Annotated in this window: 22 protein-coding genes; 5 read left to right on the forward strand and 17 right to left on the reverse strand. The window is 67.7% G+C overall.

The features are described 5' to 3' along the window. Positions 1 to 26 precede the first annotated feature (26 nt). The 3 genes from E4341_RS00975 to E4341_RS00985 form a co-directional block, all read right to left on the reverse strand. Positions 27 to 803: a sulfite exporter TauE/SafE family protein gene (locus E4341_RS00975; RefSeq protein ID WP_165114437.1), complete on the reverse strand. Its 777-nt coding sequence runs from the start codon at positions 801 to 803 to the stop codon at positions 27 to 29. A gap of 33 nt (positions 804 to 836) precedes the next feature. Beyond that, a complete protein-coding gene (locus E4341_RS00980; protein ID WP_055808795.1) occupies positions 837 to 1,277 on the reverse strand; it encodes an Rrf2 family transcriptional regulator in 441 nt (146 codons plus the stop codon). A gap of 70 nt (positions 1,278 to 1,347) precedes the next feature. Next, positions 1,348 to 1,953 carry a response regulator gene (locus tag E4341_RS00985; protein ID WP_165114440.1) on the reverse strand — a complete coding sequence of 202 codons (606 nt, stop codon included), beginning with the start codon at positions 1,951 to 1,953 and terminating at the stop codon, positions 1,348 to 1,350. Positions 1,954 to 2,158: 205 nt separating this feature from the next. Between E4341_RS00985 and prfA the strand changes: the two genes are divergently transcribed. Beyond that, the gene (prfA, locus tag E4341_RS00990) at positions 2,159 to 3,226 is read left to right on the forward strand and encodes a peptide chain release factor 1 (protein WP_165114443.1); all 1,068 of its coding nucleotides are present in this window, start codon (positions 2,159 to 2,161) and stop codon (positions 3,224 to 3,226) included. On the opposite strand, the gene E4341_RS00995 is transcribed toward prfA, so the two are convergent. The 8 genes from E4341_RS00995 to E4341_RS01030 all read right to left on the reverse strand — a co-directional run bounded on the left by E4341_RS00995 (position 3,227) and on the right by E4341_RS01030 (position 15,334). Continuing rightward, entirely contained in the window at positions 3,227 to 3,589 is a 363-nt protein-coding gene (locus E4341_RS00995; protein WP_205751330.1) for a hypothetical protein, read from the reverse strand. Between the two features lie 141 nt (positions 3,590 to 3,730). Further along, entirely contained in the window at positions 3,731 to 4,342 is a 612-nt protein-coding gene (locus tag E4341_RS01000) for a glutathione S-transferase family protein (RefSeq protein ID WP_165114449.1), read from the reverse strand. A 56-nt stretch (positions 4,343 to 4,398) separates the two neighbouring features. After that, positions 4,399 to 5,937 (reverse strand): 2-oxoglutarate dehydrogenase complex dihydrolipoyllysine-residue succinyltransferase, encoded by a 1,539-nt coding sequence (gene odhB, locus E4341_RS01005; protein WP_165114452.1) that lies wholly within the window; start codon positions 5,935 to 5,937, stop codon positions 4,399 to 4,401. Positions 5,938 to 5,978: 41 nt separating this feature from the next. Then, the gene (locus E4341_RS01010) at positions 5,979 to 8,990 is read right to left on the reverse strand and encodes a 2-oxoglutarate dehydrogenase E1 component (RefSeq protein WP_165114454.1); all 3,012 of its coding nucleotides are present in this window, start codon (positions 8,988 to 8,990) and stop codon (positions 5,979 to 5,981) included. Between the two features lie 227 nt (positions 8,991 to 9,217). Next, a complete protein-coding gene (sucD, locus tag E4341_RS01015; RefSeq protein WP_045809475.1) occupies positions 9,218 to 10,120 on the reverse strand; it encodes a succinate--CoA ligase subunit alpha in 903 nt (300 codons plus the stop codon). 57 nt (positions 10,121 to 10,177) lie between these two features. Continuing rightward, on the reverse strand, positions 10,178 to 11,368 hold the full coding sequence (sucC, locus tag E4341_RS01020) for an ADP-forming succinate--CoA ligase subunit beta (protein ID WP_165114456.1): 1,191 nt from the start codon (positions 11,366 to 11,368) through the stop codon (positions 10,178 to 10,180). An 85-nt stretch (positions 11,369 to 11,453) separates the two neighbouring features. After that, a complete protein-coding gene (locus E4341_RS01025) occupies positions 11,454 to 12,980 on the reverse strand; it encodes an MFS transporter (protein ID WP_165114458.1) in 1,527 nt (508 codons plus the stop codon). 125 nt (positions 12,981 to 13,105) lie between these two features. Next, positions 13,106 to 15,334, reverse strand: a complete 2,229-nt coding sequence (locus tag E4341_RS01030; protein ID WP_165114460.1) for a TonB-dependent receptor — start codon at positions 15,332 to 15,334, stop codon at positions 13,106 to 13,108. Between the two features lie 177 nt (positions 15,335 to 15,511). Here E4341_RS01030 and E4341_RS01035 point away from each other — a divergent pair, with 177 nt between their 5' ends. Next, positions 15,512 to 16,270 (forward strand): TetR/AcrR family transcriptional regulator, encoded by a 759-nt coding sequence (locus E4341_RS01035; protein WP_055808777.1) that lies wholly within the window; start codon positions 15,512 to 15,514, stop codon positions 16,268 to 16,270. Positions 16,271 to 16,361: 91 nt separating this feature from the next. Beyond that, positions 16,362 to 17,126: a LytTR family DNA-binding domain-containing protein gene (locus E4341_RS01040; protein ID WP_165114462.1), complete on the forward strand. Its 765-nt coding sequence runs from the start codon at positions 16,362 to 16,364 to the stop codon at positions 17,124 to 17,126. 71 nt (positions 17,127 to 17,197) lie between these two features. On the opposite strand, the gene E4341_RS01045 is transcribed toward E4341_RS01040, so the two are convergent. Continuing rightward, positions 17,198 to 17,674: a COG3650 family protein gene (locus E4341_RS01045; protein WP_165114464.1), complete on the reverse strand. Its 477-nt coding sequence runs from the start codon at positions 17,672 to 17,674 to the stop codon at positions 17,198 to 17,200. Between the two features lie 79 nt (positions 17,675 to 17,753). Here E4341_RS01045 and E4341_RS01050 point away from each other — a divergent pair, with 79 nt between their 5' ends. Then, entirely contained in the window at positions 17,754 to 18,884 is a 1,131-nt protein-coding gene (locus tag E4341_RS01050; protein WP_165114466.1) for a DNA cytosine methyltransferase, read from the forward strand. A gap of 69 nt (positions 18,885 to 18,953) precedes the next feature. Here E4341_RS01050 and E4341_RS01055 read toward each other — a convergent pair whose 3' ends face one another. From E4341_RS01055 to E4341_RS01065, 3 genes are all read right to left on the reverse strand, one after another. Next, positions 18,954 to 19,313, reverse strand: coding sequence for a DUF1318 domain-containing protein (locus E4341_RS01055; protein WP_055754619.1), 360 nt, complete (start codon positions 19,311 to 19,313; stop codon positions 18,954 to 18,956). A 33-nt stretch (positions 19,314 to 19,346) separates the two neighbouring features. Beyond that, positions 19,347 to 19,535, reverse strand: coding sequence for a YnbE family lipoprotein (locus E4341_RS01060; protein ID WP_055754620.1), 189 nt, complete (start codon positions 19,533 to 19,535; stop codon positions 19,347 to 19,349). 77 nt (positions 19,536 to 19,612) lie between these two features. Further along, a complete protein-coding gene (locus E4341_RS01065; protein WP_165114469.1) occupies positions 19,613 to 22,825 on the reverse strand; it encodes a YdbH domain-containing protein in 3,213 nt (1,070 codons plus the stop codon). Positions 22,826 to 23,143: 318 nt separating this feature from the next. Here E4341_RS01065 and E4341_RS01070 point away from each other — a divergent pair, with 318 nt between their 5' ends. Beyond that, a complete protein-coding gene (locus tag E4341_RS01070) occupies positions 23,144 to 24,499 on the forward strand; it encodes a M23 family metallopeptidase (RefSeq protein ID WP_165114472.1) in 1,356 nt (451 codons plus the stop codon). A 3-nt stretch (positions 24,500 to 24,502) separates the two neighbouring features. Here E4341_RS01070 and E4341_RS01075 read toward each other — a convergent pair whose 3' ends face one another. Then, positions 24,503 to 26,179, reverse strand: coding sequence for a TadG family pilus assembly protein (locus tag E4341_RS01075; protein WP_165114475.1), 1,677 nt, complete (start codon positions 26,177 to 26,179; stop codon positions 24,503 to 24,505). Continuing rightward, complete coding sequence (locus tag E4341_RS01080; protein ID WP_165114478.1) at positions 26,179 to 26,604, reverse strand: TadE/TadG family type IV pilus assembly protein; 426 nt, start codon at positions 26,602 to 26,604, stop codon at positions 26,179 to 26,181. The genes E4341_RS01075 and E4341_RS01080 overlap by 1 nt, the downstream gene beginning before the upstream one ends. Positions 26,605 to 26,888 lie beyond the last annotated feature (284 nt).

Raw genomic sequence — 26,888 nt, forward strand, 5'->3', positions numbered from 1 at the left:
GTGCGAGCCCGCCGCTGTTTTTCGTTTCAGATCACCTTGAACAGCCGCAGGGCCTGATAGCCGGCGGACAGGAGCACCACAGCGCCGACGCCGTAGGTCAGGGCGCGGCGCGGGGCGATGCGGGCGATGACGCCGGCGAAGGGGGCGGCGATCAGGCCGCCGATGATCAGGCCGAGCACCGCCATGGCGTGGGTCGAGAAGCCCTCGGCCTCCTGCCAATGTCCGGTCAGCAGGGCGACCAGGAAGGTCGCGGAAATGGCGGAGGTGACGAAGAATTCCGCCGTATTGGTGGTGCCGATCGAGACGCGCGGATCCTGGCCCGTGCCGACCAGGGTGGTGGTGACCGTGGGTCCCCAGCCGCCGCCGCCGATGGCGTCGAAGAAGCCGCCGACCAGACCCAGAGGGCCGGCGAACTTGCGCGGGAAGATTCGCTCGCGCGTCTGACGGCTGGCGCGCCAGATGATCACCACGCCCATGATGGCCAGATAGGTGGTGATGAAGGGCTTCAGCAGATCCCCGTTGATGCTGGTCAGGACGAAGGCGCCGAAACCGCCGCCGACGACGCCGCCCAGGGCCAGCGGCACGAACAGCTTCCAGTTCACGTTCTTGTTGACCGTGTGCGACCCCGCCGAGGCCGCCGTGGTGAAGACCTCGGCGGCGTGGACACTGGCGGACGCTGTCGCGGGCGGCACGCCGAACGACAGCAGGACTGTCGAGGAGATCACGCCATAGGCCATGCCCAGCGCCCCATCCACGATCTGGGCCAGAAAACCGACGGCGAGGAAGAGCAGGAAATCTTGCATGGCGTCCTCTGAAACAGGGGCGAACGGTGCGGGCTATTTCCCTAGTCGGTCAATAGGAGAAGAAGTGACGGCGGCTTGCAGAAGGGTTCGCGCCTCGAAGACGGCGGCGATGGCGTCGCGCCCGTCCTGAAGCACGGGCTGCAACGGACAGGTCTCGACATCCGGGCAGGTCTCGCACGGACCGTAGGCGGTGCGCGAGGCGCAAGGCGCGAGGGCCAGCGGGCCTTCCAGGGCGCGGATCACGTCGGCGAAGCTGATGGCGTCGGCTGGCGCGCCCAGCGCATAGCCGCCCGCCCTGCCCCGCTTCGAGGCCAGCAGACCCTGACGGCGCAGATCCAGCAGAATGGCCTCCAGGAACTTTCGCGGGGCCGCCGCCGCTTCCGCGATCTCGGCGATGGTCGCGGGGCCGCCGTCCGGCAGACCGGCCAGATGCACCATGGCGCGCAGAGCATAGCGAGACCGGTTCGACAGCATGATCCGTGATCGCCCGCCTGAGCCCCGGACGCAAGCTGCACACGCAAGCGTCAGGGCCTCGATCCGACCCTCAGGCGAGGCGCGCCACCGCCTCCAGAATCTGCGCGCCGTTGTAGGGTTTCAGCACCAAGGCTTCGGCCATGTCCGCATTCTTCGCGGCCGCGGCCACATCGCCGGAAATGAAGATGACCCGCACGGCCCAGCGGTCGGTCAGGACGCGGGCCAGTTCCACCCCGGTCATCTCGCCTGACAGATTGATGTCCAGCAGCGCCGCATCGATGCTGTGCAGCGCAGCGGCGGCCTCGGCGGCGGCGGCGCTGTGGAACGGGCCGACGACATTGTGGCCCGCCTCGGTCAGCAGTTCGGTCAGGGAGGCGGCGGCGTCGGGATCGTCCTCGACCACCAGCAGGGTCAAGGCCTCGATCTCGGCCGGCGCCGTGGCGTCAATCGGCGCCTGACGCGTGACCACGGCGCGAAGGTCGCGCCAGACCTCGGTCGAGGGGCGGTCGGTGTCCAGATCATAGATGGCGGCCATGGCCTTCAGTTCGCGCGCGTCCTCGGGCGACAAGTCGCCGCCGGTCTCGGCCAGACGGTTGTCGTACAGGCGGCACAGGCGATCGACGCTTTCGGCGACCTCGGCGGCGTCCGGCTGCGACGGGGGCGGGCGATCGAACATGGCGTCCTCCTTACGGTTGTTCGATCTCAACTAATGGCTTTGAGCGGATTGCGTCACCGCGACTGACGCTATCGTGACCCGGTTGTTATCGCCGATCACAAGCGCGGCGCCGGCGCTGGTCCACGCCCGGACACGGCTTGCAATCGACACGACGCCCCCCGGCGGGTAAGGACGGCGCTCCTCTTTTTCTCAGGATATTTTCCTCTTGCGACTGCCCCAGGCCCGTCTCGATCAGGTGCTCGACCGTTTCCACGAGGTGGAGGCGCGCATGGGTTCGGCGACCGACGGCGCCGAGATCGTGCGGCTGTCCAAGGAGCACGCCGAGCTGAAGCCCGTCGTCGATGCGGTCCAGGGCCTGGCGCGCGCGCGCGCCGAAATGGCGGACCTGGAAGCCATGACGGCCGATCCGGAAATGGCGGCGATGGCCGAGGAGGAGCTGCGGGCGCTGACCGACAGGCTGCCCGATCTGGAACGCGAGGTCGCCCTGCTGCTGGCCCCGCGCGACGCCGACGAGAACGCCTCGGCCGTGCTGGAAGTGCGCGCCGGCACCGGCGGGGACGAGGCGGCCCTGTTCGCGGGCGACCTGTTCCGCATGTATTCGCGCTACGCCTCCACGCGCGGCTGGCGGATCGAGCTGGACTCGGCGACCGAGGGCGACGCCGGCGGCTATAAGGAGATCATCGCCACGGTGACGGGCGAAGGCGTGTTCGGCCGGCTGAAGTTCGAGAGCGGCGTTCACCGGGTGCAGCGCGTGCCGACGACCGAGTCGCAGGGGCGCATCCACACTTCTGCGGCGACGGTGGCGGTCCTGCCCGAGGTCGAGGACGTGGAGATCGAAATCCACGACAAGGACATCCGCATCGACACCTTCCGCGCGTCGGGTTCGGGCGGCCAGCACGTCAATACGACCGATTCCGCCGTGCGCATCACCCACCTGCCTACCGGCATCATGGTGACGTCGTCGGAGAAGTCCCAGCACGTCAATCGCGACAAGGCGATGAAGAACCTGCGCGTGCGCCTGTACGACATGCAGCGTCAGGCCAAGGATCTGGCCCGCTCGGACAGCCGCAAGTCACAGGTCGGGTCGGGCGACCGGTCGGAGCGGATCCGCACCTACAACTATCCGCAAGGGCGGGTCAGCGATCACCGCATCAACCTGACCCTGCACAGCCTGCCCCAGATCATGGAAGGCGACATCGATCCGCTGCTGAACGCCCTGATCGCCGAGGACCAGGCCGCACGTCTGGCCGACCTGGAAGCCGAGTTCGGTTGATCAGCCCAGGACGCCTGTCAGCGGCAGCCACAGCACCACGCCGGTGACGGCGGTATAGCCGGCGAAAGCATGCACCGACTTCAACCGGCCGCTAGCCAGCGGGCTGTCGAGATCGGCGCGGTTGACCCACAGCAGATAGGCGGCCTGAATCGCCCAACCGGCGAGGAAGGCGACCACGGCCCAAGCGCTGAGCGCCGCCAGCGCGACGCCCGACATCAGGACCACCACACCGCCCACGGCGATCACGCCGTCTGCGATCTGATCGTCTGCAGGAACGGCGATGACGCCGGACAAGGCCCGCTGCAGACGCCAGTTGAGCCAGGCCTGATACAAAAGCATCAGTCCGCCCAAGACGTAGAACATCCCTATCGCGCGCGCCGCCCACTCCATGTCCGAAATAAGGCGCCATTTTCTGCGGTTGTAATCAGGGAAAATGCGACGCCGATTCGGATCGTTAACGACCGGCGCAAATTAGACACAACCGTTGGTCTGCGAGCGCGCCCGCTAAGCTTTGGCGGCCAGGGCGCGCTGGACCGCCGGACGCGCCTTCATGCGCTCGAAATGCGCCTGGACGCGAGGAAACTCCGCGATGTCCACGCCATCGCTTTCCAGCCAGCCGGCGAAGGTGAACAGATAGGGGTCCGCGACTGTATAGGCGTCGCCCATCGCCCATTCGCCAGTCAGGTCCGCCTCGATCAAGGCGAAGCCGTCGCGCATGTTCTGCGTCACCTTGGCCGCCATCGACGTCTGGGCGGCGGGGTCGTCGCTCCAGCGCGAGGCGCGGCGACCGTGGGCATGGGCGACGTGGACGGTCGTGGCCAGATAGAGGTTGAACGCCTGCATCCGCGCGAAGGCGAAGGGATCGGTCGGAGCCAACAGGCCGGGCGGCGACAGGGCGGCGATGTGCGCCAGAATGGCCGGGCTCTCGGTCAGGACGCCCTGATCGGTCGCGAGCGCAGGAACGCGCCCCTTGGGATTGATCGCCAGATAGGCCGGCTCGCGTTGCTCGGCTTTGGCGAAGTCGACCAGACGAACCTCATAGGCGAGCCCCGACTCTTCCAGCGCGATATGGCTGGCCCGGCTGCAGGATCCGGTCGCGGCGTAGAGGGTCAGCATGGTCGCGCCTCGCAGCAAAGAAAAAGGCGGCGAGATCATCGCCGCCTTTCAGGAAATCAGAGGTCCAGCAGGGCCCGCGCCGGATCTTCCAGCAGTTCCTTGACCCGGACCAGGAAGGTCACGGCTTCCTTGCCGTCCACGATGCGGTGATCGTAGCTGAGGGCCAGATACATCATCGGGCGGATCTTGACCTCGCCGTTGATGGCCATCGGGCGCTGGACGATGTTGTGCATGCCCAGGATGCCCGATTGCGGTGCATTCAGGATCGGCGTCGACATCAGCGAGCCGTAGGTGCCGCCGTTGGTGATGGTGAAGGTGCCGCCCTGCATCTGATCCATGGTCAGCGAGCCGTCACGCGCGGCCTTGCCCAGGGCGCCGATGCCCTTTTCGATGCCGGCGAGCGACAGGGTGTCGGCGTCACGCAGGACCGGAACCACCAGACCCTTGTCGGTGCCGACGGCGACGCCGATGTCGTAGTGGTTCTTGTAGATGATGTCGGTGCCGTCGATCTCGGCGTTGACGGCGGGGATTTCGTGCAGGGCCGCGACGACGGCCTTGGTGAAGAAGGACATGAAGCCCAGTTTCACGCCGTGGCGCTTCTCGAACACGTCCTTGTATTGGGCGCGCAGGGCCATGACGTTGGTCATGTCCACCTCGTTGAAGGTGGTCAGCTGGGCGGCCGTGTTCTGCGATTCCTTCAGGCGACGGGCAATGGTCTGACGCAGCCGCGTCATCTTCACCCGCTCTTCGCGCGGCTGGTCGGCGCGCGGGGCCGCGGGCGCAGCGGCGGCGGCGGCAGGGGCCGGAGCCGAGGCCTGGCCGATGGCGGCGATGGCGTCGGCCTTGGTGATGTTGCCCTTCGGTCCCGTGGCGTTGATGGACTTGGGATCCAGATTGTTCTCGCCGACCACGCGCTGGACGGCGGGCGACAGGGTTTCGTTCTTGGCGCCCGAAACCTGAGCCGAGCCGGTGTTCGCGGGCGCGGCGGCAGGGGCCGGAGCGGCGGCGGGAGCCGATGCGGCTGCGCCCGAACCCGAGATGGAGCCGATCTTCTGGCCCGGCGTGACAGTCGCGCCTTCGTCGGCGGCGATGGTCAGAACGCCGTCAGCCGGGGCGGAGACTTCGACCGCGACCTTGTCGGTCTCGATCTCGACCAGCAGTTCGTCCTTCTTGACCGTGTCGCCGTTCTTCTTGACCCACTTGCCCATCGAGCCCTCGGCGACGCTCTCGCCCATGACCGGCACGGTGATGTCGATCGCGGCGGCGGCCGGAGCAGCGGCGGCCGGCGCGGCCTTGGCGTCAGCCTTGGCGGCCTTGGCAGGGGCAGCGGCGGGCGCCGCGGCCGGAGCGGGGGCGGACGCGCCTTCCGTCACCGAACCCAGGACCGTGCCGGGAACGACATTGTCGCCCTCGGCCGCCTTGATGTCGCCCAGCACGCCGTCGGCGGGCGAGACGACCTCCAGCGAGACCTTGTCGGTCTCCAGCTCGACCAGCAGTTCGTCCTTCTTGACCGGATCACCGACCTTCTTGGTCCACTTTGCGATGGTGGCTTCGGTGACGGATTCACCGAGGGCGGGGGTCAGGATGTCGGCCATGTCAGGTCCAGCTCGTCTCTAGTCGGTCTTTTATACGTGTATCAGGCGAAGGCTTCGGTCGTGAAGGCTTCGAGTTCCTTCAGGTGCCGGCTCATCAGACCGGCGGCGGTCGAGGCCGAGCCGGGACGGCCGACATAGCGGGCGCGCTTGGCCTTCACGTCCAGCTTGTCCAGCGTCAGCTCCAGCCACGGATCCACGAAGGTCCAACCGCCCATGTTCTTCGGCTCTTCCTGGCACCAGACCAGTTCGGCGTTGGGGAAGCGGGCCAGTTCCTTGCGCAGCGACTGGATCGGCCACGGATAGAACTGCTCCAGACGCAGGATATAGACGTCGTCCACCGCCTGGCCGTCCTTGGCCTTCTTCTCGCGCGCGTCCAGCAGGTCGTAATAGACCTTGCCCGAGCACAGGATGACGCGGCGGATGTCCTTGTCCGCCTTGATCGTGATGCCGGCGATCTCGGGCCGCGTCTGGGCGTCGTCGTGCAGGACGCGGTGGAAGGCCGAGCCCTCCGCCAGGTCCGCCATGGACGAGACCGCCTTCTTGTGACGCAGCAGCGACTTGGGCGTCATCAGGATCAGCGGCTTGCGGAACGGCCGGTGCATCTGGCGACGCAGGATGTGGAAGTAGTTGGCCGGGGTGGTGCAGTTGGCGACCTGCATATTGTCTTCGGCGCACTGTTGCAGGAAGCGCTCAAGACGGGCCGAGGAGTGTTCCGGTCCCTGGCCTTCATAGCCGTGCGGCAGCAGCATGGTCAGGCCGCTCATGCGCAGCCACTTGCGTTCGCCCGAAGAGATGAACTGGTCGATCACCACCTGGGCGCCGTTCACGAAGTCGCCGAACTGGGCCTCCCACATGACCAGCGTATTGGGGTCGGCCAGCGAATAGCCGTACTCGAAGCCCAGCACCGCCTCTTCAGACAGGGCCGAGTCGATGACTTCGAAATTGGCCTGGCCTTCGCGCAGGTTGTTCAGCGGGATGTAGCGCTCTTCGGTCGTCTGATCGATGATGCCCGAGTGACGCTGCGAGAAGGTGCCGCGCACCGAATCCTGACCCGACAGACGGATCGGGAAACCTTCATCGACCAGCGAGGCGAACGCCAGGCTCTCGGCCGTGGCCCAGTCCAGGCCCTGGCCCGAGGTGATGGCTTCGCGGCGACCGTCGATGACGCGCTTCAGCGTCTTGTGCATGTCGACGCTGTTGGGGATCGTGGTCAGGCGGTGGCCCAGGTCGGTCAGCTTGGCCAGCGGCACGGCGGTGTCGCCGCGCAGCTCATCCTTGGGCGACTGGAAGCCCTGCCACTGGCCGTCCAGCCAGTCGGCCTTCTCGGCGGACCAAGTCTTGCCGGCCTCGAACTGCTCGTCGAGGAATTTCTCGAACCGCTCGACTTCGGCGTCCACCTCGGCCTGGCTGATCACGCCTTCGACCACCAGACGCTGCGAATACAGTTCGCGGGTCGAGGGCTGGGCGCGGATCTTCGAATACATCAGCGGCTGGGTGAAGGTGGGGTCGTCGCCTTCGTTGTGGCCGAAGCGGCGGTAGCAGAACATGTCCACCACCACGTCCTTGTGGAACTTCTGACGGTATTCGGTCGCCACCTTGGCGGCGAAGACGACGGCCTCGGGGTCGTCGCCGTTGACGTGGAAGATCGGGGCCTGGACCATCAGAGCCACGTCCGACGGATAGGGCGAACTGCGCGAGTTGCGCGGGCTGGTGGTGAAGCCGATCTGATTGTTGATGACGAAGTGCAGCGTGCCGCCGGTGCGGTAGCCCTTCAGTCCCATCAGCGCAAAGCACTCCGCGACCACGCCCTGGCCGGCGAAGGCGGCGTCGCCGTGGATCAGCAGCGGCACGACCTTGGAACGATCCAGCGCCCACTGCCCCTCGGGCACGCCCTCGTTGGCCTCGCGAATGTCGAACGCCTGTTTGGCGCGCGCCTTGCCCAGCACGACCGGGTTGACGATCTCGAGGTGCGACGGGTTGGCGGTCAGCGACAGGTGGACGTGGTTGCCGTCGAACTCGCGGTTCGACGAGGCGCCCATGTGATATTTGACGTCGCCCGAGCCCTCGATGTCGCTCGGCACGGCCGAACCGCCCTGGAACTCGTGAAAGATGACCTTGTAGGGCTTGCCCATCACGGCGGCGAGCACGTTCAGACGGCCACGGTGGGCCATGCCCAGCACGACCTCGTCGACGCCCAGCGAACCGCCGCGCTTGATGACCTGCTCCAGCGCCGGGACCATGGCCTCGCCGCCGTCCAGACCAAAGCGCTTGGTGCCGGGGAAGCGCTTGTGCAGGAAGCGTTCGAAGCCTTCGGCCTCGACCAGCTTGGACAGGATGGCCAGCTTGCCTTCCTTGGAGAAGGCGTTCTGCTCGAACTTGTCGGCGCCCTCGAACCGCTGCTGGAGCCAGGATTTCTCCTCCGGCTCAGCGATATGCATGAACTGGATGCCGATATTGCCGCAGTAGGTGCGCTTCAGGATCTCCAGCACTTCGCGGATCGTGCCGGTCTGAAGACCCAGGACGCCGTCCAGGAAGATCGGGCGGTCCAGATCGGCGCCGGTGAAGCCGTAGAATTCGGGCGTCAGCTCGGGGTTCTCCACCGGCTGTTCGATGCCCAGCGGATCCAGCTTGGCCTGCAGGTGGCCGCGCACGCGATAGCTGCGGATCAGCATCAGGGCGCGGATGGAATCGTGGGCGGCGGCGCGGATCGCATCGGCCGAGACGTCGGCGGACGCGGCCGTGGGCGCAGCAGCCGGCGCAGCACCGGGCTTTTTGGGAGCAGGCTTCGGGGCCGGCCATCGGCCGTCGAAGACGCCGGTCTCCTCGGTCGGTTCGGTCGCCACGCCGCGACCCCAGCTGCCGGCGCCGGCCGAGGCGGTCACCAGCGCGGCGTTGTCGCGCAGCTGGTCGAAGAAGGCTTTCCATTCGGCGGAGACGGAGCCGGGGTCTTTCGCCCACTTCTCCTGAAGCTCCTCGACGTAGGCCGCATTGGACCCGTAAAGGAATGAGGTCTCGGCAAAGACCTGGTTCAGCCGACCGGCATCGTCCGCCATCGTTTCGCAATCCCTGGGCCCCGACGGACACATCTCCGTGAGGGGCGCGCCCGTCATATAGGCGTCGTTTCCTGACGGGTCATGACCGAAACGGGGCAATTTGGTAGGAAATTGGTCGCAGGCCCAAGAAAAAACGCCCCCGACCTGAGCCGAGGGCGTTCATCGCCGACAAAAGCGGCATTTTTCTTCTCCCTCCCCGCGTCGGGGAGGGAGAATGTCGTGCGATCTTAACCCTTCAGGACTTCGACCAGGGTCTTGCCGAGGCGCGCGGGCGATTCCGACATGCGGATGCCGGCGGCTTCCATCGCCGCGATCTTGGATTCGGCGTCGCCCTTGCCGCCCGAGACGACGGCGCCGGCGTGGCCCATGGTGCGGCCCTTCGGAGCCGTGCGGCCCGCGATGAAGCCGGCCATCGGCTTCTTGCGACCCTTCTTGGCTTCGTCGATCAGGAACTGGGCGGCGTCTTCTTCCGCACCGCCGCCGATTTCGCCGATCATGATGATCGAGGTGGTTTCCTCGTCGGCCAGGAACAGCTCCAGCACGTCGATGAACTCGGTGCCCTTGACCGGGTCGCCGCCGATGCCGACGGCCGTGGTCTGGCCAAGACCTTCGTTGGTGGTCTGGAACACGGCTTCATAGGTCAGGGTGCCCGAACGCGACACGATGCCGACCGAGCCCTTCTTGAAGATGTTGCCCGGCATGATGCCGATCTTGCACTCGTCCGGCGTCAGGATACCGGGGCAGTTCGGCCCCAGCAGGCGCGACTTGGAGCCTTCCAGGCGACGCTTGACCTTGACCATGTCCATCACCGGGATGCCCTCGGTGATGCAGGTAATGAAAGGGATTTCGGCGTCGATGGCTTCGATGATCGCGGCGGCCGCGCCCGACGGCGGGACGTAGATCACCGAGGCGTCGGCGCCCGTGGCGTCCTTGGCTTCAGCGACCGAGGCGTAGATCGGCAGGCTCTCACCGTGCGATCCGGTCCAGTTCGTGCCGCCCTTGGAGGGGTGCACGCCGGCGACCATCTGGGTGCCGTGATAGGCCAGCGCCTGTTCGGTGTGGAAGCCGCCGGTCTTGCCGGTCAGGCCCTGGACGATGATCTTGGTGTTCTTGTCGACGAGAATGGACATGGGTCTGTGCTCTGAATTCGATGTGTCAGCGGGGCGGTGGCGAGTAAGGCCGAAGCCTTAGCCGACCGCCGCGACGATCTTCTGGGCGGCGTCGTCGAGGTCGTCGGCGGCCTGGATGGTCAAGCCCGACTCGTTCAGGATTTTCTTGCCCAGTTCGGCGTTGGTGCCTTCCAGACGCACCACCAGCGGCACCTTCAGGCCCACTTCCTTCACGGCCGCGACCACACCCTCGGCGATGACGTCGCACTTCATGATGCCGCCGAAGATGTTGACCAGGATGCCCTGGACGTTCGGGTCGGCGGTGATGATCTTGAAAGCCGCCGCGACCTTCTCCTTGCCGGCGCCGCCGCCGACGTCGCAGAAGTTGGCCGGCTCCTTGCCGTACAGCTTGATGATGTCCATCGTCGCCATGGCCAGACCGGCGCCGTTGACCATGCAGCCGATGTTGCCGTCCAGCGAGACGTAGGCGAGGTCCCACTTGGACGCCTCGATTTCCTTGGCGTCTTCTTCGGTTTCGTCGCGCAGTTCCTTGATGTCATCGTGGCGGAACAGGGCGTTGCCGTCGAAGCTGACCTTGGCGTCCAGAACGCGCAGATGGCCGTCCTTCATCACGATCAGGGGGTTCACCTCCAGCATGTCCATGTCCTTCTCGACGAAGGCCTTGTACAGGGCGGGGAACAGCGACTTGGCGTCTTCGGCCGCGGCACCCGTCAGACCGTAGGCGGCGGTGATGGCGGCAACGTCGGCGTCGGTCACGCCCGCGCTGGGGTCGATGACGATGTTCTGGATCTTCTCGGGCGTGTCGTGGGCGACGGTTTCGATGTCCATGCCGCCTTCGGTCGAGACGACGAAGGCGATGCGGCCATAGGCGCGGTCGACCAGCAGCGAGCAGTACAGTTCACGCTCGATGTCGGCGCCGTCCTCGATGTAGAGGCGGTTGACCTGCTTGCCAGCGTCGCCCGTCTGGGCGGTGACCAGGGTGTTGCCCAGCATTTCCTTGGCGTGGGCGACGGCTTCCTCGACCGAGAAGGCCAGGCGAACGCCGCCCTTGGCGTCGGCCGGCAGTTCCTTGAACTTGCCCTTGCCGCGGCCGCCGGCGTGGATTTGCGACTTCACGACATAGAGCGGGCCGGGCAGCGATTTGGCGGCCGCCTCGACCTGATCGACCGACGTCACCGCGACGCCTTGCGCGACCGGAGCGCCGAAGCCTTTGAGGACCTGCTTGGCCTGATATTCGTGAATGTTCATGGGGGACCGTCGCAACCGCTGCTGGGAGAGTTGCGGGGCTTATAGGCCCCACCCCTTCGCAGGTGCAACCGTCCACAGGCCCCCTTTAGTCGACCCAGTCCTTCTTGAGGGTGCGCGACGCCCCGATCAGCAGGATCGCGGCCAGCACATAGAAGCCCATGCCGGTGTAGATGGCCCAGCGCAGGCTTTCCTCGCCGAAGCGCGGCGCCAGCAGGTCGCTCATCCAGCCGAAATAGTAGAAGCCGACCGCGATCCCGAGCAGATTGTTCAGCAGCAGGAACAGGGCCGAGGCGGTGGAACGCATGGCCGCCGGCACCAAATGCTGAACCGCCGCCGTGATCGGGCCCAGCCAGGCCAGGTTCAATCCGGTCGGCAACAGGAAGATCAGGAAGGCCAGGGTCAGCTGCTGGACATGGCTGCCGCCGCCGGGCAGAACCAGGCCGATCAGCCAGGGCGAGTTCATAGCCAGGATGAAGCACGGCGCCGAGATCAGGAAGGCGACGGCGGGCGTCAGCGGATAGGCGCCCTTGCCCTTCTTGGACAGCTTGTCGGCGATCATGCCGCCCAGCCAGATGCCCAGGATGCCGCCGATCAGGGCAATGCCGGAATAATAAATGCTGGTCTGTTTCAGGGTCAGGTCGAAGCTGCGCATGAAGAACAGCGGCAGCCAGCCGGCCACGCCATAGCCGCACACCGACGATGAGGCGGCGCCCAGGCCCAGGAGCCAGAAGCTGGGCTTGCGGATGACCACCGAGGCGGTGCGCCGCGCGATCATCAGCGACACGCCGATCACCACCGCCAGCAGGCCGCCGAAAGCGAGCACCAGCGGATTGCCGAGCGACATACCCATCAGCCAGCTCAAGGCGCCGAGGATCAGCAGACCGGCGCCGAGGCCCAGCATGATCTGGGCGGCGATCTTGCCGGCCCGGTCCGTGCCGACGGGGGCGGCGGCCAGGGCCGCGACCTGGGCCTCGGTCTTGATGGCGTCGGTTCCGCCGCGCCTGGGATCCCGCACCGTCAGACGCAGCAGGGGCGCGACCAGCACGCCCAGCAGGCCGACCACGATGAAGGCCGTGCGCCAGCCGTAGGTCGCCGCCAGCAGGCCGCCGACCAGGGTGCCCGCCGCCATGCCCAGCGGAATGCCGAAGGCGAAGGCCGCCATGGCCCGCGCGCGCTGATGCGGCGGGAAATAGTCGGCGATCAGCGAATAGGCCGGAGCCACGCCGCCCGCCTCGCCGATGCCCACGCCCATCCGGCACAGGAACAGCTGGCCGAACGACCCGGCCATGCCGCACAGGGCGGTGAAGCCCGACCAGACGGCCAGGGCGCCGGTCATGATCCAGACCCGGCTGAATCGATCCGCCAGCCAGGCCAGAGGAATGGCCAATGTCGAATAGACCGAGGCGAAGGCGATGCCGCCCAACAGGCCGAACTGGCTGTCGGACATGCCGAACTCTTCTTTCAGCGGCGCGGCCAGGATGCCGATGATCTGGCGATCCAGGAAGTTCAGCATGTAGATCAGGATCAGGACCGCCAGCACATAGTAGCGGTAGCCGGGCCGCTCAGGCCGCGCGGGCCGCGCCTCCTGGACCGTCAGCGTCTCCGTCGTCATCGGCGTTTCCCCTCGGCGTCTTGTTGTTCGTTGCGGCGAGCCTATCCGCAACTCTGCTCCCTGCAAACAGATGGGGCGGCGGCCCGGAGACCGCCGCCCGCGTCGTCAGGCGTTAGGAATGGAGATCAGAAGCGATAGGTCAGGCGCGCCGAATAGGTGGTCGGCGGGCCGTAGAAGGCGCTGATCGAGTTGTTGTAGGTGGCGCCCGGGAAGCTGTAGCCGCCGACCTTGTAGCGAACGTCGGTCAGGTTGCGACCGAACAGGCCGACTTCCCAGCGCTTGCTCGGCGCCGTCCAGACAACGCTGGCGTCGGCCAGCACATAGCCGTCCTGATCCAGGATGGGGTCGGGCGTGTCGAACAGGTGGTAGTCCGAACGGTAGGACAGCGACGGGGTGACGCGGATTTCACCACCCATGATGTCGCCGCGCCAGGTCATGCCGTAATAGGCCGACCATTCCGGCGAGTTCTGCGGCTCGCGCGTGTTCGAGATATCGACCGGGGTGCCGGTGATATTGGTGATGAACTCGTCGAACTCGTTCTTCAGATAGCCGAGCGAGAAGTTGGCGGTGATGTCGCTGGTCAGATAGGCCGACCCCTCCAGCTCAAAGCCATAGATGGTCGAGGCGCCGGCGTTGTCGACGACCGAGGCGATGCCGACGGCGGGCGGCGTGGCCACCTGCTGGGTCGTGATCTGCTGGTCCTTGTAGTCCGAATAGAAGATCGCCGAGGCAAAGTTCATTCGGCGGTCGAAGGCCGATCCCTTCAGGCCGACTTCATAGGTGGTGACCGTCTCGGGCTGGTAGCCGTTGACAGTCTGGGGAACCAGGGCGGCGTCGCCGCGCATATCCCAGCCGCCCGACTTGAAGCCCTGGCTGACGGAGGCGTAGCCGGTCATCTCGTCGCTGAAATCATACGAGATGCTGGCGCGCGGCGTGAACTTCTCGAAGGTGTCCGAGGCCGTATAGTTGGTGCGGGTCGCAAACACCGCGCGCGGCGTGCCGCCGGTCAGCGGGCTGCGCGTGGCGCCGAGATAGAACTGGCGCAGGACGGCGGCGTCCTTGTCGTCGCGGGTGTAACGGCCGCCCAGCGACAGGTGCAGGCGATCGGTCAGATCGTAGCTGAAGTCTCCGAAGATCGAGAAGGACTTGGTGTCCACCGATCCCGCCGCCGCAATCGACAGACCCAGGTTGCCGGCGATGGTGTCGAAGACGCCCGACGACGTGCCGTCCAGATAATAGACGCCGGCCACGCCGGACCAGCGCTCGCCGGTGAACAGGGCTTGGAACTCCTGGCTGAACTGGTGGTCGGCATAGATGGCCGGCACGTCCAGGGTAGGGTTCGGCGTCTGGTCGAAGTCGATAATGGTGGCCGTGTCGCCCGAACGATAGGCCGAGATCGACTTGAGGGTCAGCATGTCGTTGACCCGGTATTCGCCGGTCAGGGCCACGCCCTCGGTCACGACCTTCTGCTCGCCGGTGATGCCGGCGTAGGTGTCATATTTGCCGGCTGGCGCGCGCCATAGGCCGTCGGTCGAGGTGACCTCGCGGTGGCCGTGGCGGGGGCTGGAGTCGTCCTCGACACGGTCCCAGGCCAGGCGGAAGAACAGGTTGTCGTTCGGCGTCCATTCCGCGCTGGCGCGATAGGCAATGACGTCCTTGTCGTACTGGTCCTGACCGGTGTTCAGGTTCTTGCCGTAGCCATCGTGGTTGTAGGTGGCGACCGCGCCGCCGATGGCGAAGGTGTCGCCGACGGGGATGGAGCCGGAGACCAGGAAGTTCTGCTCATTGAAGCGCCCCAGCTCGGCGCGGGCGGTCAGGCTGGGATCCTGACCCAGACGTTTGGTCACGTATTTGATCGCGCCGCCGATGGTGTTGCGGCCGTAAAGCGTGCCTTGCGGGCCGCGCAGCACCTCGATGCGCGAGATGTCGAAGATGTCCAGCACCGCGCCCTGCGGACGCGCGACATAGACGTCGTCGACATAGAGGCCGACGCCGGGCTCGAAGCCCCACAGCGGATCCTGCTGGCCAACGCCGCGGATGAAGCTGATCAGGGTGGAGTTGGAGCCGCGCGCGATCTGGACCGTGGCGTTCGGCGTCTGCTGCTGCAGGGCCGTGATGTTGACGGCGCCCGTCTGTTCAAGCCGTTCGGCGCTGAGGGCCGACACGGCGATCGGCACGTCCTTCAGCTGCTCGTCGCGCCGGCGGGCGGTGACGACGATGTCGTCGACGGTCGCTGCGCTCTGATCGGCGTTCGCGGCCTGAGCGGTCGCCTCCGCGTCCTGGGCGACAGTGGCCCCCGCAAGCACGCCCCACGCCGCGCCGGCCAGCAGCGCGCACTTCACATGACGGTTCATGATCCTAGACCCCTTTGTCGTTTCCAGCCCGATGGACGCTTTTATTCAGCGTTCAATGATTTTCACGGAACCTACCCGGTTTCGGCCGTCTGTCAAACACTGGACTGACGCAGCGTCACTTGGGTCGTCGACCGTGGCGCCGTTGCACCGCCGCGATCGTGCGCCTAGCCTTGCCGGATGAGCAAGCCGGACGCCGCCGCCCCCCTTCCCCGCCCCGTCGCCGCCGCGCGTCGCAAGGCGGCGGGCGCTGCGCCGGCGCGGCGCGGCCGCCCGCCCAAGACCGAGGCCAAGGCGGCGGGCGAGACGCGCGATCTGATCCTGGATGCAGCCGAGGATCTGTTCTCCAAACACGGCTTCTACGGCGTCACCATCCGCGAGGTGGCGCGCGAGGCGGGCGTGGATACGGCCCTGGTCCACTACTATTTCGGCGCCAAGCGCGAGCTGTTCGACGCGGTCTTCCTGCGCCGGGCCGAGGTCTGGAACGACGACCGCGTCGCCGCCATCGATCGCTATGCCGAGACGGCGGGTGACGACATGACGCTGGAGGGCCTGCTGGAAGCCTTCCTGCGACCGCCGTTCGAATGGTCGCTGAAGGGCGGGCCGGGCTGGAAACATTATTCCGCCCTGGTGGCCCAGACCAACGCCAACCCCAGTTTCGGCGGCGAGACGATGGCGCGCTATTTCGACCCGGCCATCCACCGGCTGATCGAGCTAATCGCCAAGGTGCTGCCCGGCGCCAGCGAGGTCGACCTGTATTGGGGCTATCACAATCTATCGGGCGCGCTGACCCTGACGCTGGGCGAGACGGGGCGCCTGGACCGGCTGTCGAACGGGCGGGCGCGGTCGGGCGATCTGGAGACGGCCGGCGACTATATGGTCCGGTTCGCCGCGGCCGGTTTCCGCGCCGTGGCGGGAATGACCCCGCGCCAGGGCTGATCGGTCACGCCGGGGCGCCGTCGCGCGCCCGGCTTTCGCCCGGCCGAAAATCGTGGTTTCAAGGCGCGATCTTCCGACTGCGAAAGCCCCGATGACGTCCCCTGCCGCCGACCGCCGCCGCACCTTCTTGCGCGGTCTCATCGTCGCCGTTCTGGCGGGCGTCTTTCTGGCGGTGACCGGCGCCTTCGGCAGCGCGGGCGCGTCGCTGCCCGTACGGCTGGCCTATTGGGTGCTGGTCATGGTGCTGGGCGGGCTGTGGGGACATCTGTGCGGGGTGCTGGTCAGCCGGTTCCTGGATTCCGACGAGCGGCCATGGCTGAGCATTGCGGTCATGGTCGTGATCATCACCGGGCCGCTGTGCGTGCTGGTCTGGGCGGCGACGGGCCTGTTCTTCGCCCAGAGGCTCTATCCGCTGGCGGTGCTGCCGGAACTGGTCGTGCCCGTCGTGGTCATCACGGCGGCGGTGACGACGTTGAACGTCTTTTTGGGGCGGGCCGTGCCGGTCCAGACCCATGCGGCGCCGCCCGAGACAGCGGCTCGCCCGGTTCGGTTTCTGGACCGTCTGCCCATCAAGCTGAAAGGCGCGACGATCCGGGCGGTGCAGGCCGAGGACCATTATCTGCGCATCCACACCGACCGGGGATCGGACCTGATCCTGATGCGGCTGTCGGACGCGGTGGAGGAACTGGAGGGGCTGGAGGGCGCCCAGACGCACCGCAGCTGGTGGGTGGCGCGCGAGGCGGTGCGCGCCGTCGAACGCGGCGACGGCCGCGCGACCCTGACGCTTACCGGCGGCCTGTCGGCGCCGGTCAGCCGCCGCTACGCACGGATGCTGCGCGACGCCGAATGGTGGTGACGCTCTCTTTAAGCGCATGATTCACGCTTCGGACGGGGCCGCGTTGCGCCCCGATCCGACACGATCACGCGCTAGGGCGCGGGCTGGGTGGTCAGCATCGACGCAGGCGCGGCGCAGCCGGTCAGCTCGTCATCGCCGATCTCGACCTTGGCCGTCAGCGGATAGGTGCGGTCGCTCATGCCGTCCGAACATTCGGTGGCGATCAGCACGACGTTCAGCGCCTTGTTCAGATTGGTCGAGCTGGCGAAGGTCGCGACCGTGCCCTGGACCGTCGCGCCATGGTTCGGCGCGCGCTGGGTCGGCTGATCGACGCGGGTGTAGATCAGGGCGTCCGGCGTGATCTCCACGCCCCAGAAGGGTTCGGTCCCCAGCGCCCGCACCGGCTGGCCCAGATCGACCCCGCCCAGGGTGACGGCGGCCTGGGGCTGCGGCGCGGGCTTGGGTTTGGAATCCTCGCGGTCGTAACAGGCGCTGAGCGAGACGCCGGCAAGGGCGATGACAATTGGGGCGATGGCGAACGGGGCGGCGGCGAGCGGAATGAGGCGCATGACGGCTCCTTTTGGTTCGGGCGCAGGTGAGGTCCCCGCCGCCCTCGGTCAAGGGGCGCGGCTGGGTTATGCTGGTCCCATGTCGATTCGCCCCACCGCATTCGAGTTCTTCGCCGGGGGCGGCCTGGCGGGTTTGGGACTGTCCGCCGCCGGCATCGACACCGTCTTCGCCAACGACATGGACGGGGCCAAGGCGCGCGCCTTCACGGCCAATCATCCACATACCCCGTTTCGTCAGGGCGATGTCTGGACCCTGACCGTCGACGATCTGCCGGGGCGGGCCGACTTGGCCTGGGCCTCGTCGCCCTGTCAGGACGTCAGCCTGGCGGGCGCGCGCGGCGGGCTGGAGGCCGGGCGATCGGGGGCCTTCTGGGGCTTCTGGCGGCTGATGCAAGGGCTGGCGGCCGAGGGGCGCAGCCCGCGCGTGATCGTGCTGGAAAACGTCATCGGCCTGCTGACTTCCGGGCCAAGGACCGAAGTGGGGCGGGATTTCGCGGCCGTCTGCACAGCGATGGTCGAGGCGGGCTATACGGTCGGCGCGCTGGAGATGGACGCCGCCCACTGGCTGCCCCAGTCGCGGCCGCGCCTGTTCGTTGTGGCCATTCAGGGCGAGGCCCCGCGCGCGGCCGGTCCGACCCAGCCCTTCCATTCAGCGCGTCTGGTCGCCGCCCACGCGCGGCTGCCCGAGGCGGTGAAGGCGGCTTGGGCCTGGTGGTCGCTGCCTGCGCCGTCGCAGCGCAATCTGGACCTGGCGGCCATTCTGGAGCCGGAAGACTCCGTCACTTGGCTGGATGATGCGGACGCCATCCTGGCCCTGGCCGCGCCGCTGCACCGCGCCCGGATCGCGTCGGCCCTGGCCTCTGGACAGCGTTGCGTCGGCGCCGCCTATCGCCGGGTGCGGACCGAGAACGGCCACAAGGTCCAGCGTCTGGAAATCCGGTTCGATGGCTTGGCCGGATGCCTGAGGACGCCGGCCGGCGGCTCATCGCGTCAATATGTGGTGGTGTGCGATCGGGGCTTGGCGCGGGTTCGGCGGCTGACCGGGCGCGAGGCCGCGCGGCTGATGGGCGTGTCTGACGACTATCGCCTGCCGTCGAGCGAAAGCGCGGCGCTGAAGCTGATGGGCGATGCGGTCGCCGTGCCGGTGGTCAGGGCGCTGGCCGAAGGGCTGCTGCTGCCGGCGCTGATGGATCGACGCGCCGCCGCCTGACGCCGTCACTGATCGCCAGATAAAAACACCCCCCGGGATATCGCCCGAGGGGTGGGAAACATGCGGTCGTTAGCGCTGGACCCACTGGCCTTGGGCGTTGCGGTACCATTGGCCCGAGGAGATGCGGGGCAACAGCTGGGCCTCGAACATACGGGCCCCGGCGACATCGGCCGAAGTGCCGGCGTCGGCGGCGCTGCGGGCGTAGGCGGCGCGGCGGCCGGAGTTGGTGGCGTCGACGGCGGCGCGCAGGCTGGCGTCCGAGGTCGGGGTGCGGAAGCCCAGGTAACCGTCGGCCTGCTCACCCACGGTGCCAGCGGCCTTGGCCTGGTCGATCTGCGCCTTCTGGGCGCTGGTCTGGGCGATGGCGGCGCCCGCGACGCCCAGAGCCGCAACGGCGGCGCCGATGACGAAGAGTTTGCGGAAGGTCATGTCAGCCTGTCCCTTTCAGAGAGAAGCGGGAAATCAGAAGAGGTTGGGGTTCTGCTGCAACAGCTGCTGCAGCTCCTGGTCCAGCCGAACGCGCACGTCGGCGTCCAGCTTGGCGTAGATCTGGATCGGCGCGACCTCAAGACGGATGGTCGGGGCGCAGGCCGCGAGGGCGACGACGACGGCTCCGAAACCGAGGCCGGCCAATTGGCGCTTGTGGATCATGACGTGGGCTCCGGTTCGGCCGAGGGTGATGTCTCTAATAGCACGCCGTCCAATGAACGCGCGCTGAATGGTGAAGTTCAATCGGCAGGCGCCGGGACGGGCGCGGGCGTCGCATCCTGCTGCCCTTGGCGCGCGCGATTGACGGCCAGCAGATCCGAGATCAGCTGGTTGGCGTTCAGGGTCGTGTCCAGAGTCAGGTCGATCTGGGTGTTGGACGGCAACGGCAGTTTGCGATTCAGGAACTGGCGGCTGATCAGTTCGCCGATCGTCAGCCGAAGCTCCTGGCGTTTGGGAGGATCGTGGCGGCCGCGGATGTGGAACAGGACCGCCAGACGCCCGCCGTCCAGGCTGTTCACATCGGCGCTGAGCTGGTCGAAGGACAGGTTCTCCATCGCCTGATAGGCCAGGTCCTCGACGACGTTTTCCGACACCTCGCCGCCCCCGCCGCTGGCGGCGACATCGGTCAGGACGTCCCGCTTGATCGACAGGCGGCCCGGCTGGACCGCCTCCAGCTTGCCGGCGGTGATCTTGAGCCCGCGCTTGGGGTCCATGATGAAGGGCAGGCGGCCGGAGACGACCGCGTCCAGCTGAACCTTGTCGTCAAAGCCGGTGTCGGCGACGATATCGCCCAGCTGCACCCGGTCCAGCACGATCACGCCGCTGTAGGGCTGGGTCGCGTCCAGCGGGACGGTGAAGGGCTCGACCGAGACGGTCCCGCCGCCGGCGACGACCTGGGCGCCGTCGATCAGCACCCCGGCCTCATTGACCGAGAAGGTCACATCCAGCGCCGTGACGGCCGTGCCGACGGCCAGGCTGTCGGCCGTCAGCTTCTGGTTCGGGGCGGTGATCAGGGGCGTCAGGCTGCTGAAGACGATGTCGCCGCGCAGGCCCTTCACGGCCCCGACCGGACTGACGAAATCCAGGGCCGGCGTTACCAGATGGCCGCTGGAGGTCGGTTCGGCGTCCTTGGTCCAGTCGAAACGCCCGTCGAAGCTGACGGCGCCCTCGACCGGCGACTGCAGGAAGTCGGCGGCCAAGGGGCTGAGCATCGCCGGCTGAAGCCCATGCTCGGCGAAGGTCACGTTCGGGGCGGTGATGACGATGCCGCCCGATCCGGTGCGGCCATCGTGCGCCAGGGTCAGGCGGCCGAGACCATAGGCGGCCGCCGCGCCCGTGCCCTTCAGATCGAAGGCGCCGCTCCAGCGTTCGTTGGCTAGCGTCGCAGATCCTGTGGCCGAAAGCGGTTCGAACCTTTCCGGCGTCAGGGCGTCGATGACGCGGGCGGCGGCCACATTGGCGGTCAAGCCGATGCCCGCCTTGGTCCCATCGACGGTTACACGGCCCGAGGCGTCGGCGAACCGCATGCCGAGGAATGGCGCCTGGGCCGAGACTTGGGCGAAACCGCCCGCGACGCGCCAGACGCCGTCCTTCGACGTCAACAGCGGACCGCCCTGGGGACACAGCTTGCCGGCGACCTGATGGACGTCGTTCTCGTCCAGCTCCAGCCGCGCGACGGTCAGGTCGACGCAGTCCGATGTCGCATAGGTCAGCCGGCCGGCGTTCATAGCCAGGACGCCGCGCGTCCGGGCGTCGATGCCGCGCGCCAGATCGAAATCCAGTCGGGCGCGACCGTCCAGCGTCGCTTCGAACCCGCCTTCGGTCAGGCGCCAGTTCGGGATCGCGACGGACATTTCCGGCAGGCCCTTGCCGCGCGTTGCGGTCAGGGTCAGCGCCCCGCCGCCCAGCCGCCCCGGCTCGGCCTGATAGGCGCCGCCCTGACCTTGAGCCACCGTCAGGACGCCGCCGTTGGCGGGCGTCAGGGTGACAGGACGCGACAGGGATACAGTCGTGCCGGCCGCGCCCGTGGCGAAGCGGATGGCGGGCGCGTTAAGGGCGAAGCGTCCCAGCGCGCGCTTCATCTCGGCCAGCTCGGCGATGTCGTCCGGGCCGACGGCGCCGAACAGGGGCCAGGCCCCGTCCGCGGCGCGAAGCGATCCGTTCGCCGCGATCTGAACCCCGCCGTCGCTGACCACGTCCAGATCCAGGTCGGCGCGGCCGCGCTTCAGCGCCAGGTCGCCGAAACCGAAACGGTCGAAGGTCGCGCTCAATGGGCCTGTCGCCTCGAAGGCCGCATCCTTGCCGCCCAAGGCCAGGTCGCGCGACGTCAACGACAATCCGCCGATCGTCGTCTGACCCGTCCGTCCCGAACCGGCGGTCAGGGCCAGCGGCCCCTGCATGCGCCAGCGCACGGCGTCGTCGCGCGACACCGTCAGCTTGCCCCGCGTCGCCGTAGCGTCGACATCGGCGATGCGCAGGTCCGCGCCCTCGACCGCCGCCGCCTTCAGCGCGGTCGTGACATCGCCGTCCAGCCGGAAGGTTTCGATCCAGCCGGAGACGACGCCGTCGAACCGGGCGGCGACATCGGCGCTGCGGGCGCTGAGCGTCGGGGTTCCCAGGCGCTCGCCGGTCAGGCGGGCGTCCAGAACCGCCCGGCCGTCGCCGCGCCGCGTCTTCAGATCTGGATAGGGCAGATCGCCGGTCAGCGTCAGCGCAGCCCCCTGCCCTCGGGCCGCCGGTGTCGCGAAGCTGTCGGCGGCGGCCGACAGTTTGATCGCCATCCGGTCGCCGGTCGTGGTCAGGTCCAGGAGTCCGGTCAGGCCCTGGGCCTGCGTTTCGCCGCTCTTCAGCGCGGCTTTCGGCAGGCGCGCCGCCAGCCGCATCAGCTTGCCGTCGTCAATCCGGGCGTCAGCCAGCAGATCGACCGGCCCGTATTCCGTATTCAACCGCCCGCGGCCGCCCTCGAAGATGACCAGGGGCCCGCGCGAATCCGGGCGCGGCGGTCCGCCGGTGAACTCCTTGATCAGCGGGTCAAGCGAGCCGAACGACAGTTTTCCACCCTTCCAGCTGGCCCGGACGACCGGTCGCAGTAGGCGGATGCGGCTGGGGGTCACGCCTAGGCCCGACCTGGACCACGGCAGGGCGACGGCGTAGTCGACCTCGGCTCGCTCGACCACGACATCCGGATTGTCGGGATCGCCGATGCGGATGCGGCCGACGAAGCCGTCGATCTCGATCCGCTCCACCTCGACATCGGCCGGGATCCCGCGCTGGTCAAGCCAGCCAACGAGGACATTGCGCGCCACCGCGCGGCGATTGAGATAGATCAGGGCCGCCACCACGCCGATCAGCAGCGCCAGGATCAGAACGCCGACAGCGACGGCGCGCAGGACGCGACGGGTCTTGGCCTGCGGCTTTGGCTTTGGCTTTGGCTTGGACGGTGTGTCGGTCAAACGGATCGATCGCGTGATTGAAACAGCGGGCCGTCCACCTTGGTCATCCTTGTCTCCAGCACAACATCAAAGCGTGACGGTCGGTCGTCGGCGCCCGCTTCCTGCCGGTCAAGCTGGGCCAGATAACGGCGAATCGACAGGTCGGGATCCCCTCACCGTCGAGCTTTGTCTGACGCACGTTAACCGTTTGTAACGGTCTGCTTTCCAAAATGAGACAAGCGCGGTATAGGACCGCCTTCGCGCCACGGGCGATACGGCGCGATCTTCGAGAACGAGTAAAGCTTTGGCGCCGAAGGCGTCGCAATACGACGGGGACCGATGGCTCAGTTCGACCCACGCCGCCAGCCGACGCGGCTCGCGCCGCATATGCTCACGGCGGCCGCTGCAATCTCGGTGGCGATGCTCGCTGGTCGAGCTTATCAACCCGCTCAGGCCGAAGAAGTTCCCGCCCTGACTTCGGCTCAGATGGCGGCCATGGAGGCCAAGGCCTTCGCCGCCGCCAATGCGCCCGCCGGCCTGACGGCGCCCGAGGCCGTCAACGTCCAGATCCGCCGCGGTGAAACCTTCGAACAGGCCGTGCGCCGCACCGGCGTCGCCCCCGAAGAAGCCAGCGCCGTCGCCGCCACCGTCGCCAACGCCTTCGACCTGGCCGATCTGCGCGCCGGACTGAAGTTCGAAACCGCCATCGCCAAACCGCGCAACGGCCGGGGCGACGCCCGCCTGATCGGCCTGACCATGCGCACCGGCCCGGCGTCGCAACTGACAGTGTCGCGCAGCTTCGACGGCGCCTTGCGCCTGCGTTCGCTGGAAGAAAAAGTCACCCATGAGACCGTCGTCCTGAAGGGCGATGTCGAGCGCAGCCTGTCGGCCAGCGCGCGTGAACTGGGCGCCACCGCCTCCATCGTTCGTTCGGCCAGCCGCCTGTTCGCCACCAAGTTCGACATGCAGCGCGACATCCGCGCCTCCGACGAGTTCACCATGGTCTTCGACCGTGAAGTGACCGAGGCCGGACGCACGGTGGACGTGGGCGACCTGATGTACGCCGAACTGCGCGGCGTCACCTTCTATCGCTTCAAGCCCGCCGGCGCGAAGGAGGCCCAGTTCTTCGATTCGAACGGCAAGAACCTGCGCTCCGCCATGATGCGCACGCCGCTGCAGAGCTTCCGCCGCGTGTCTTCCAACTTCGGTTTCCGCACCCACCCGATCTCGGGCTACAAGAAGATGCACCAAGGCATCGACTTCGCCGCCGGAACCGGCACGCCGGTCGTGGCTCCCGCCGATGGCGTGGTAGTCGAGGCGCGCCGCTGGGGCGGTTATGGCAACTGGCTGCGCATCCGCCACACCAACGGACTGGAAAGCGGCTATGGCCACCTGTCGCGCTACGGCTCGGGCATCCGCGCCGGCCAGCGGGTCAGCCAGGGTCAGATCGTCGCCTACGTCGGCTCGACCGGCGCCTCCACCGGCCCGCACCTTCACTATGAGTTGTGGCGCGGCGGCCAGCGGATCAATCCCGCCGGCGTGCGCACCCAGGAAGGCACCGAACTGGCCGGCGCCGACCTGACCGCCTTCCGCGCCGAAAAGGCCCGCATCGACCGCATCATCGCCTCGGGCGGTCAAAAGCGTCCGGCCATGCAGCAGGCCTCGGCTGAAGGTCTGCGTCCCGCCCGCGGTTAAGGTTCAGCCGACCAGACGCGGGGTCGCGCGCCCCGGCGTCGGGCAGGACAGGCCGTGGACCGTCACATCGGCCTCGCCCAGCTTCAGGCCCAACAGGTCCAGCACGGGATTGAGCGCGCCGTCCAGCACCGGCCCCAGCGGTTCCAGCAGCCGCCCCAGCGCCTTGGTCAGGTCGCCGAGCCCCAGGCCCAAGCCGATCAAGTTCACATCCACGTCCAGCCGCGCCAGCAGGCTGGCGACCGCCCCGCTAGCGAAGCTGCGCGAGGCCATGGTCTTGGTGCGCTGATTGTCGATGTCGCCCGCGTCGAACCTCAGCGATCTGAAGCCGGCGTCCGCCGCCTCGACATCCGCCTTGCCCGCAATGCTGACCAGGCCCAGGACTGACAGCAGGGTCGCGCGCTGGGGCGCCAGCAGGGTTTTGAAATCGCCCAACTTCGCCTCGTCCACCACACCGATCGATGCGCGCGCCAGGCCCGGCCGCACATCGACCTCGACCGCGCGCGTCGGATCGCAGGACAGCGACTTCAGTCGCGCCTCGGACGCCGCCAGTTCGATCAGGATCGGCAGTTCGACCCGCGCCAGACCCGACAGGGATTGCGCCGTCCTGGCCCGCACATAGAGCCGCGCCTGGGCCGTGCGGATGATCGGCTGGCCGTCAGCCGTCACCGTCAGCCACGGGGAGCGATTGGGCCGTTCGCCGATCGCCAGGCTGGTCTTCAGATCGGCGAGCCCGACCGGCACGCCCAGGTTCAGCGCTATCTGTCGGTCCCCGCCCCCGACCTCTAGCATGGCCATGACCAGATCCATGGCCGAGACCGACGCGTCCAGCCCCTCGCGGATCCCGTGGGGCGATTGCGCCTCCAGCCCGATCAGGTCGCTCAGCCTGACCTTCGTTCCGACCGAGGCCGAGGCCAGCTTGCCCAGCGCCCCGCCGTCCTGGCCGCCCGCCAGCCGCTCCAGCACCCTCAGCGCACGGCCGGCGTCGACCTGGGTCGCCAGAAGCCGGTCATAGTCGCCGACCTGGACGCCCAGATCGGACGCCAGGGCGTCGGTGAACCCCAGCAGATTGACGTCCAGATCGATCAGACGACGATAGTCCATGACGCTGAGCGAGACCTTGGCCCCGGTCAGGCCGCCGAGCACCTGATTGGCCACGCCGCCGTCCAGTCGCGCCAGACGCGACCCGATCGCGATCATGGCCTTGGGCATCCCGCCGCCCGTCGTCGCCGTGGCCCGGCGGGTGACCCGCACCTGATCGCGGCCCAGCAACAGCGGCGTGAAGAACATCGCCGCGCGGCTGGTGACCTCGACCCGCGCGGCGTTCGGCTTCATCCCGCCCGTCATGAACCGGTCATTGCGCGCCTTGGCCGGGTCGGGCGTGTAGACGCCCAGGGCCGTCGCCACCGTGACCGAGACGTCGGGCGCCACATTGGCCTCGACCGTCGCCTGGGCCGCGCGCAAGACCGCACCCTCGCCCTGCGCCAGGTTTCGCACCGCCGACAGCGCCGCGAGATCCGCCGCCCCCTGAACCCGGCGCGTGTGCAGAACCAGAACGCCCAGGTCGATCACCGCCGCCGTGAACAGGCACAGCAGGCCGCCTGCGACCGCCGCGATCACCGCCACCGCCCCGCGCCGATCGGCGCCGAACCGGAGCCGCAGACAAGGCGCCCGGACGCTCATCAATAGTCGCCCACATGGATGACCGCCGACCGCCGAATGACAGACGGCGGACGCGGCAGCATTCCGCCCAGCGCCATGATCAGACTGTCGCTCGCGTCATAGACGACGACGACCCGCAGCCGGCCGGCGTCCTCCATCACCTCGATGGTCGTGTGCTTGGGGTTCAGCGCCACGCCCCGCACCGCCTCGCTGACCTCGCGCCGCGCCAGACCGTCGCGCTCGGCCGCGTCCAGCCCCGCGATCGCCGCCCTGGCGCCCTCCGACGCCAGGGCCTGAACCGCCTGGGCCATCAAAAACCAGCCGCCATAAACGACGATGCCGATCAGCAGCAGGACCAGGATCGGCCCTACCAGCGCAAACTCCACCGCCGCCACGCCCTCGCGCCCGCGTCGCCTTGCAGCAGGAATGGGTCCGAACGTCCGCATGCCAACCTCACGATTACTATCACGGGTTGTATATCAGGCACGGTTAAGGGTTCGTGTGGCCGGCGCCATATCCATTCTACGGCTTCTCGCAGGTACAATCGCGCGCGAGCACCAAGGCATCTGCCCGGCGCCGATAGCGAGCCGGGAGATTGCCACGAAAATTGGAGCGCCCCTGAAGGGGTAGCTCGATCAGCCGCTGCGTCGCGGACCGGACGGCATGTTCACGCAATGGCCCGCCAAACGGAACCTACGTCTCCGCCGAATCGTGCCACTGCCTAAAGACC

This window comes from Brevundimonas sp. 'scallop' (assembly GCF_011045535.1).
Taxonomy (GTDB): Bacteria; Pseudomonadota; Alphaproteobacteria; order Caulobacterales; family Caulobacteraceae; genus Brevundimonas; species Brevundimonas vesicularis.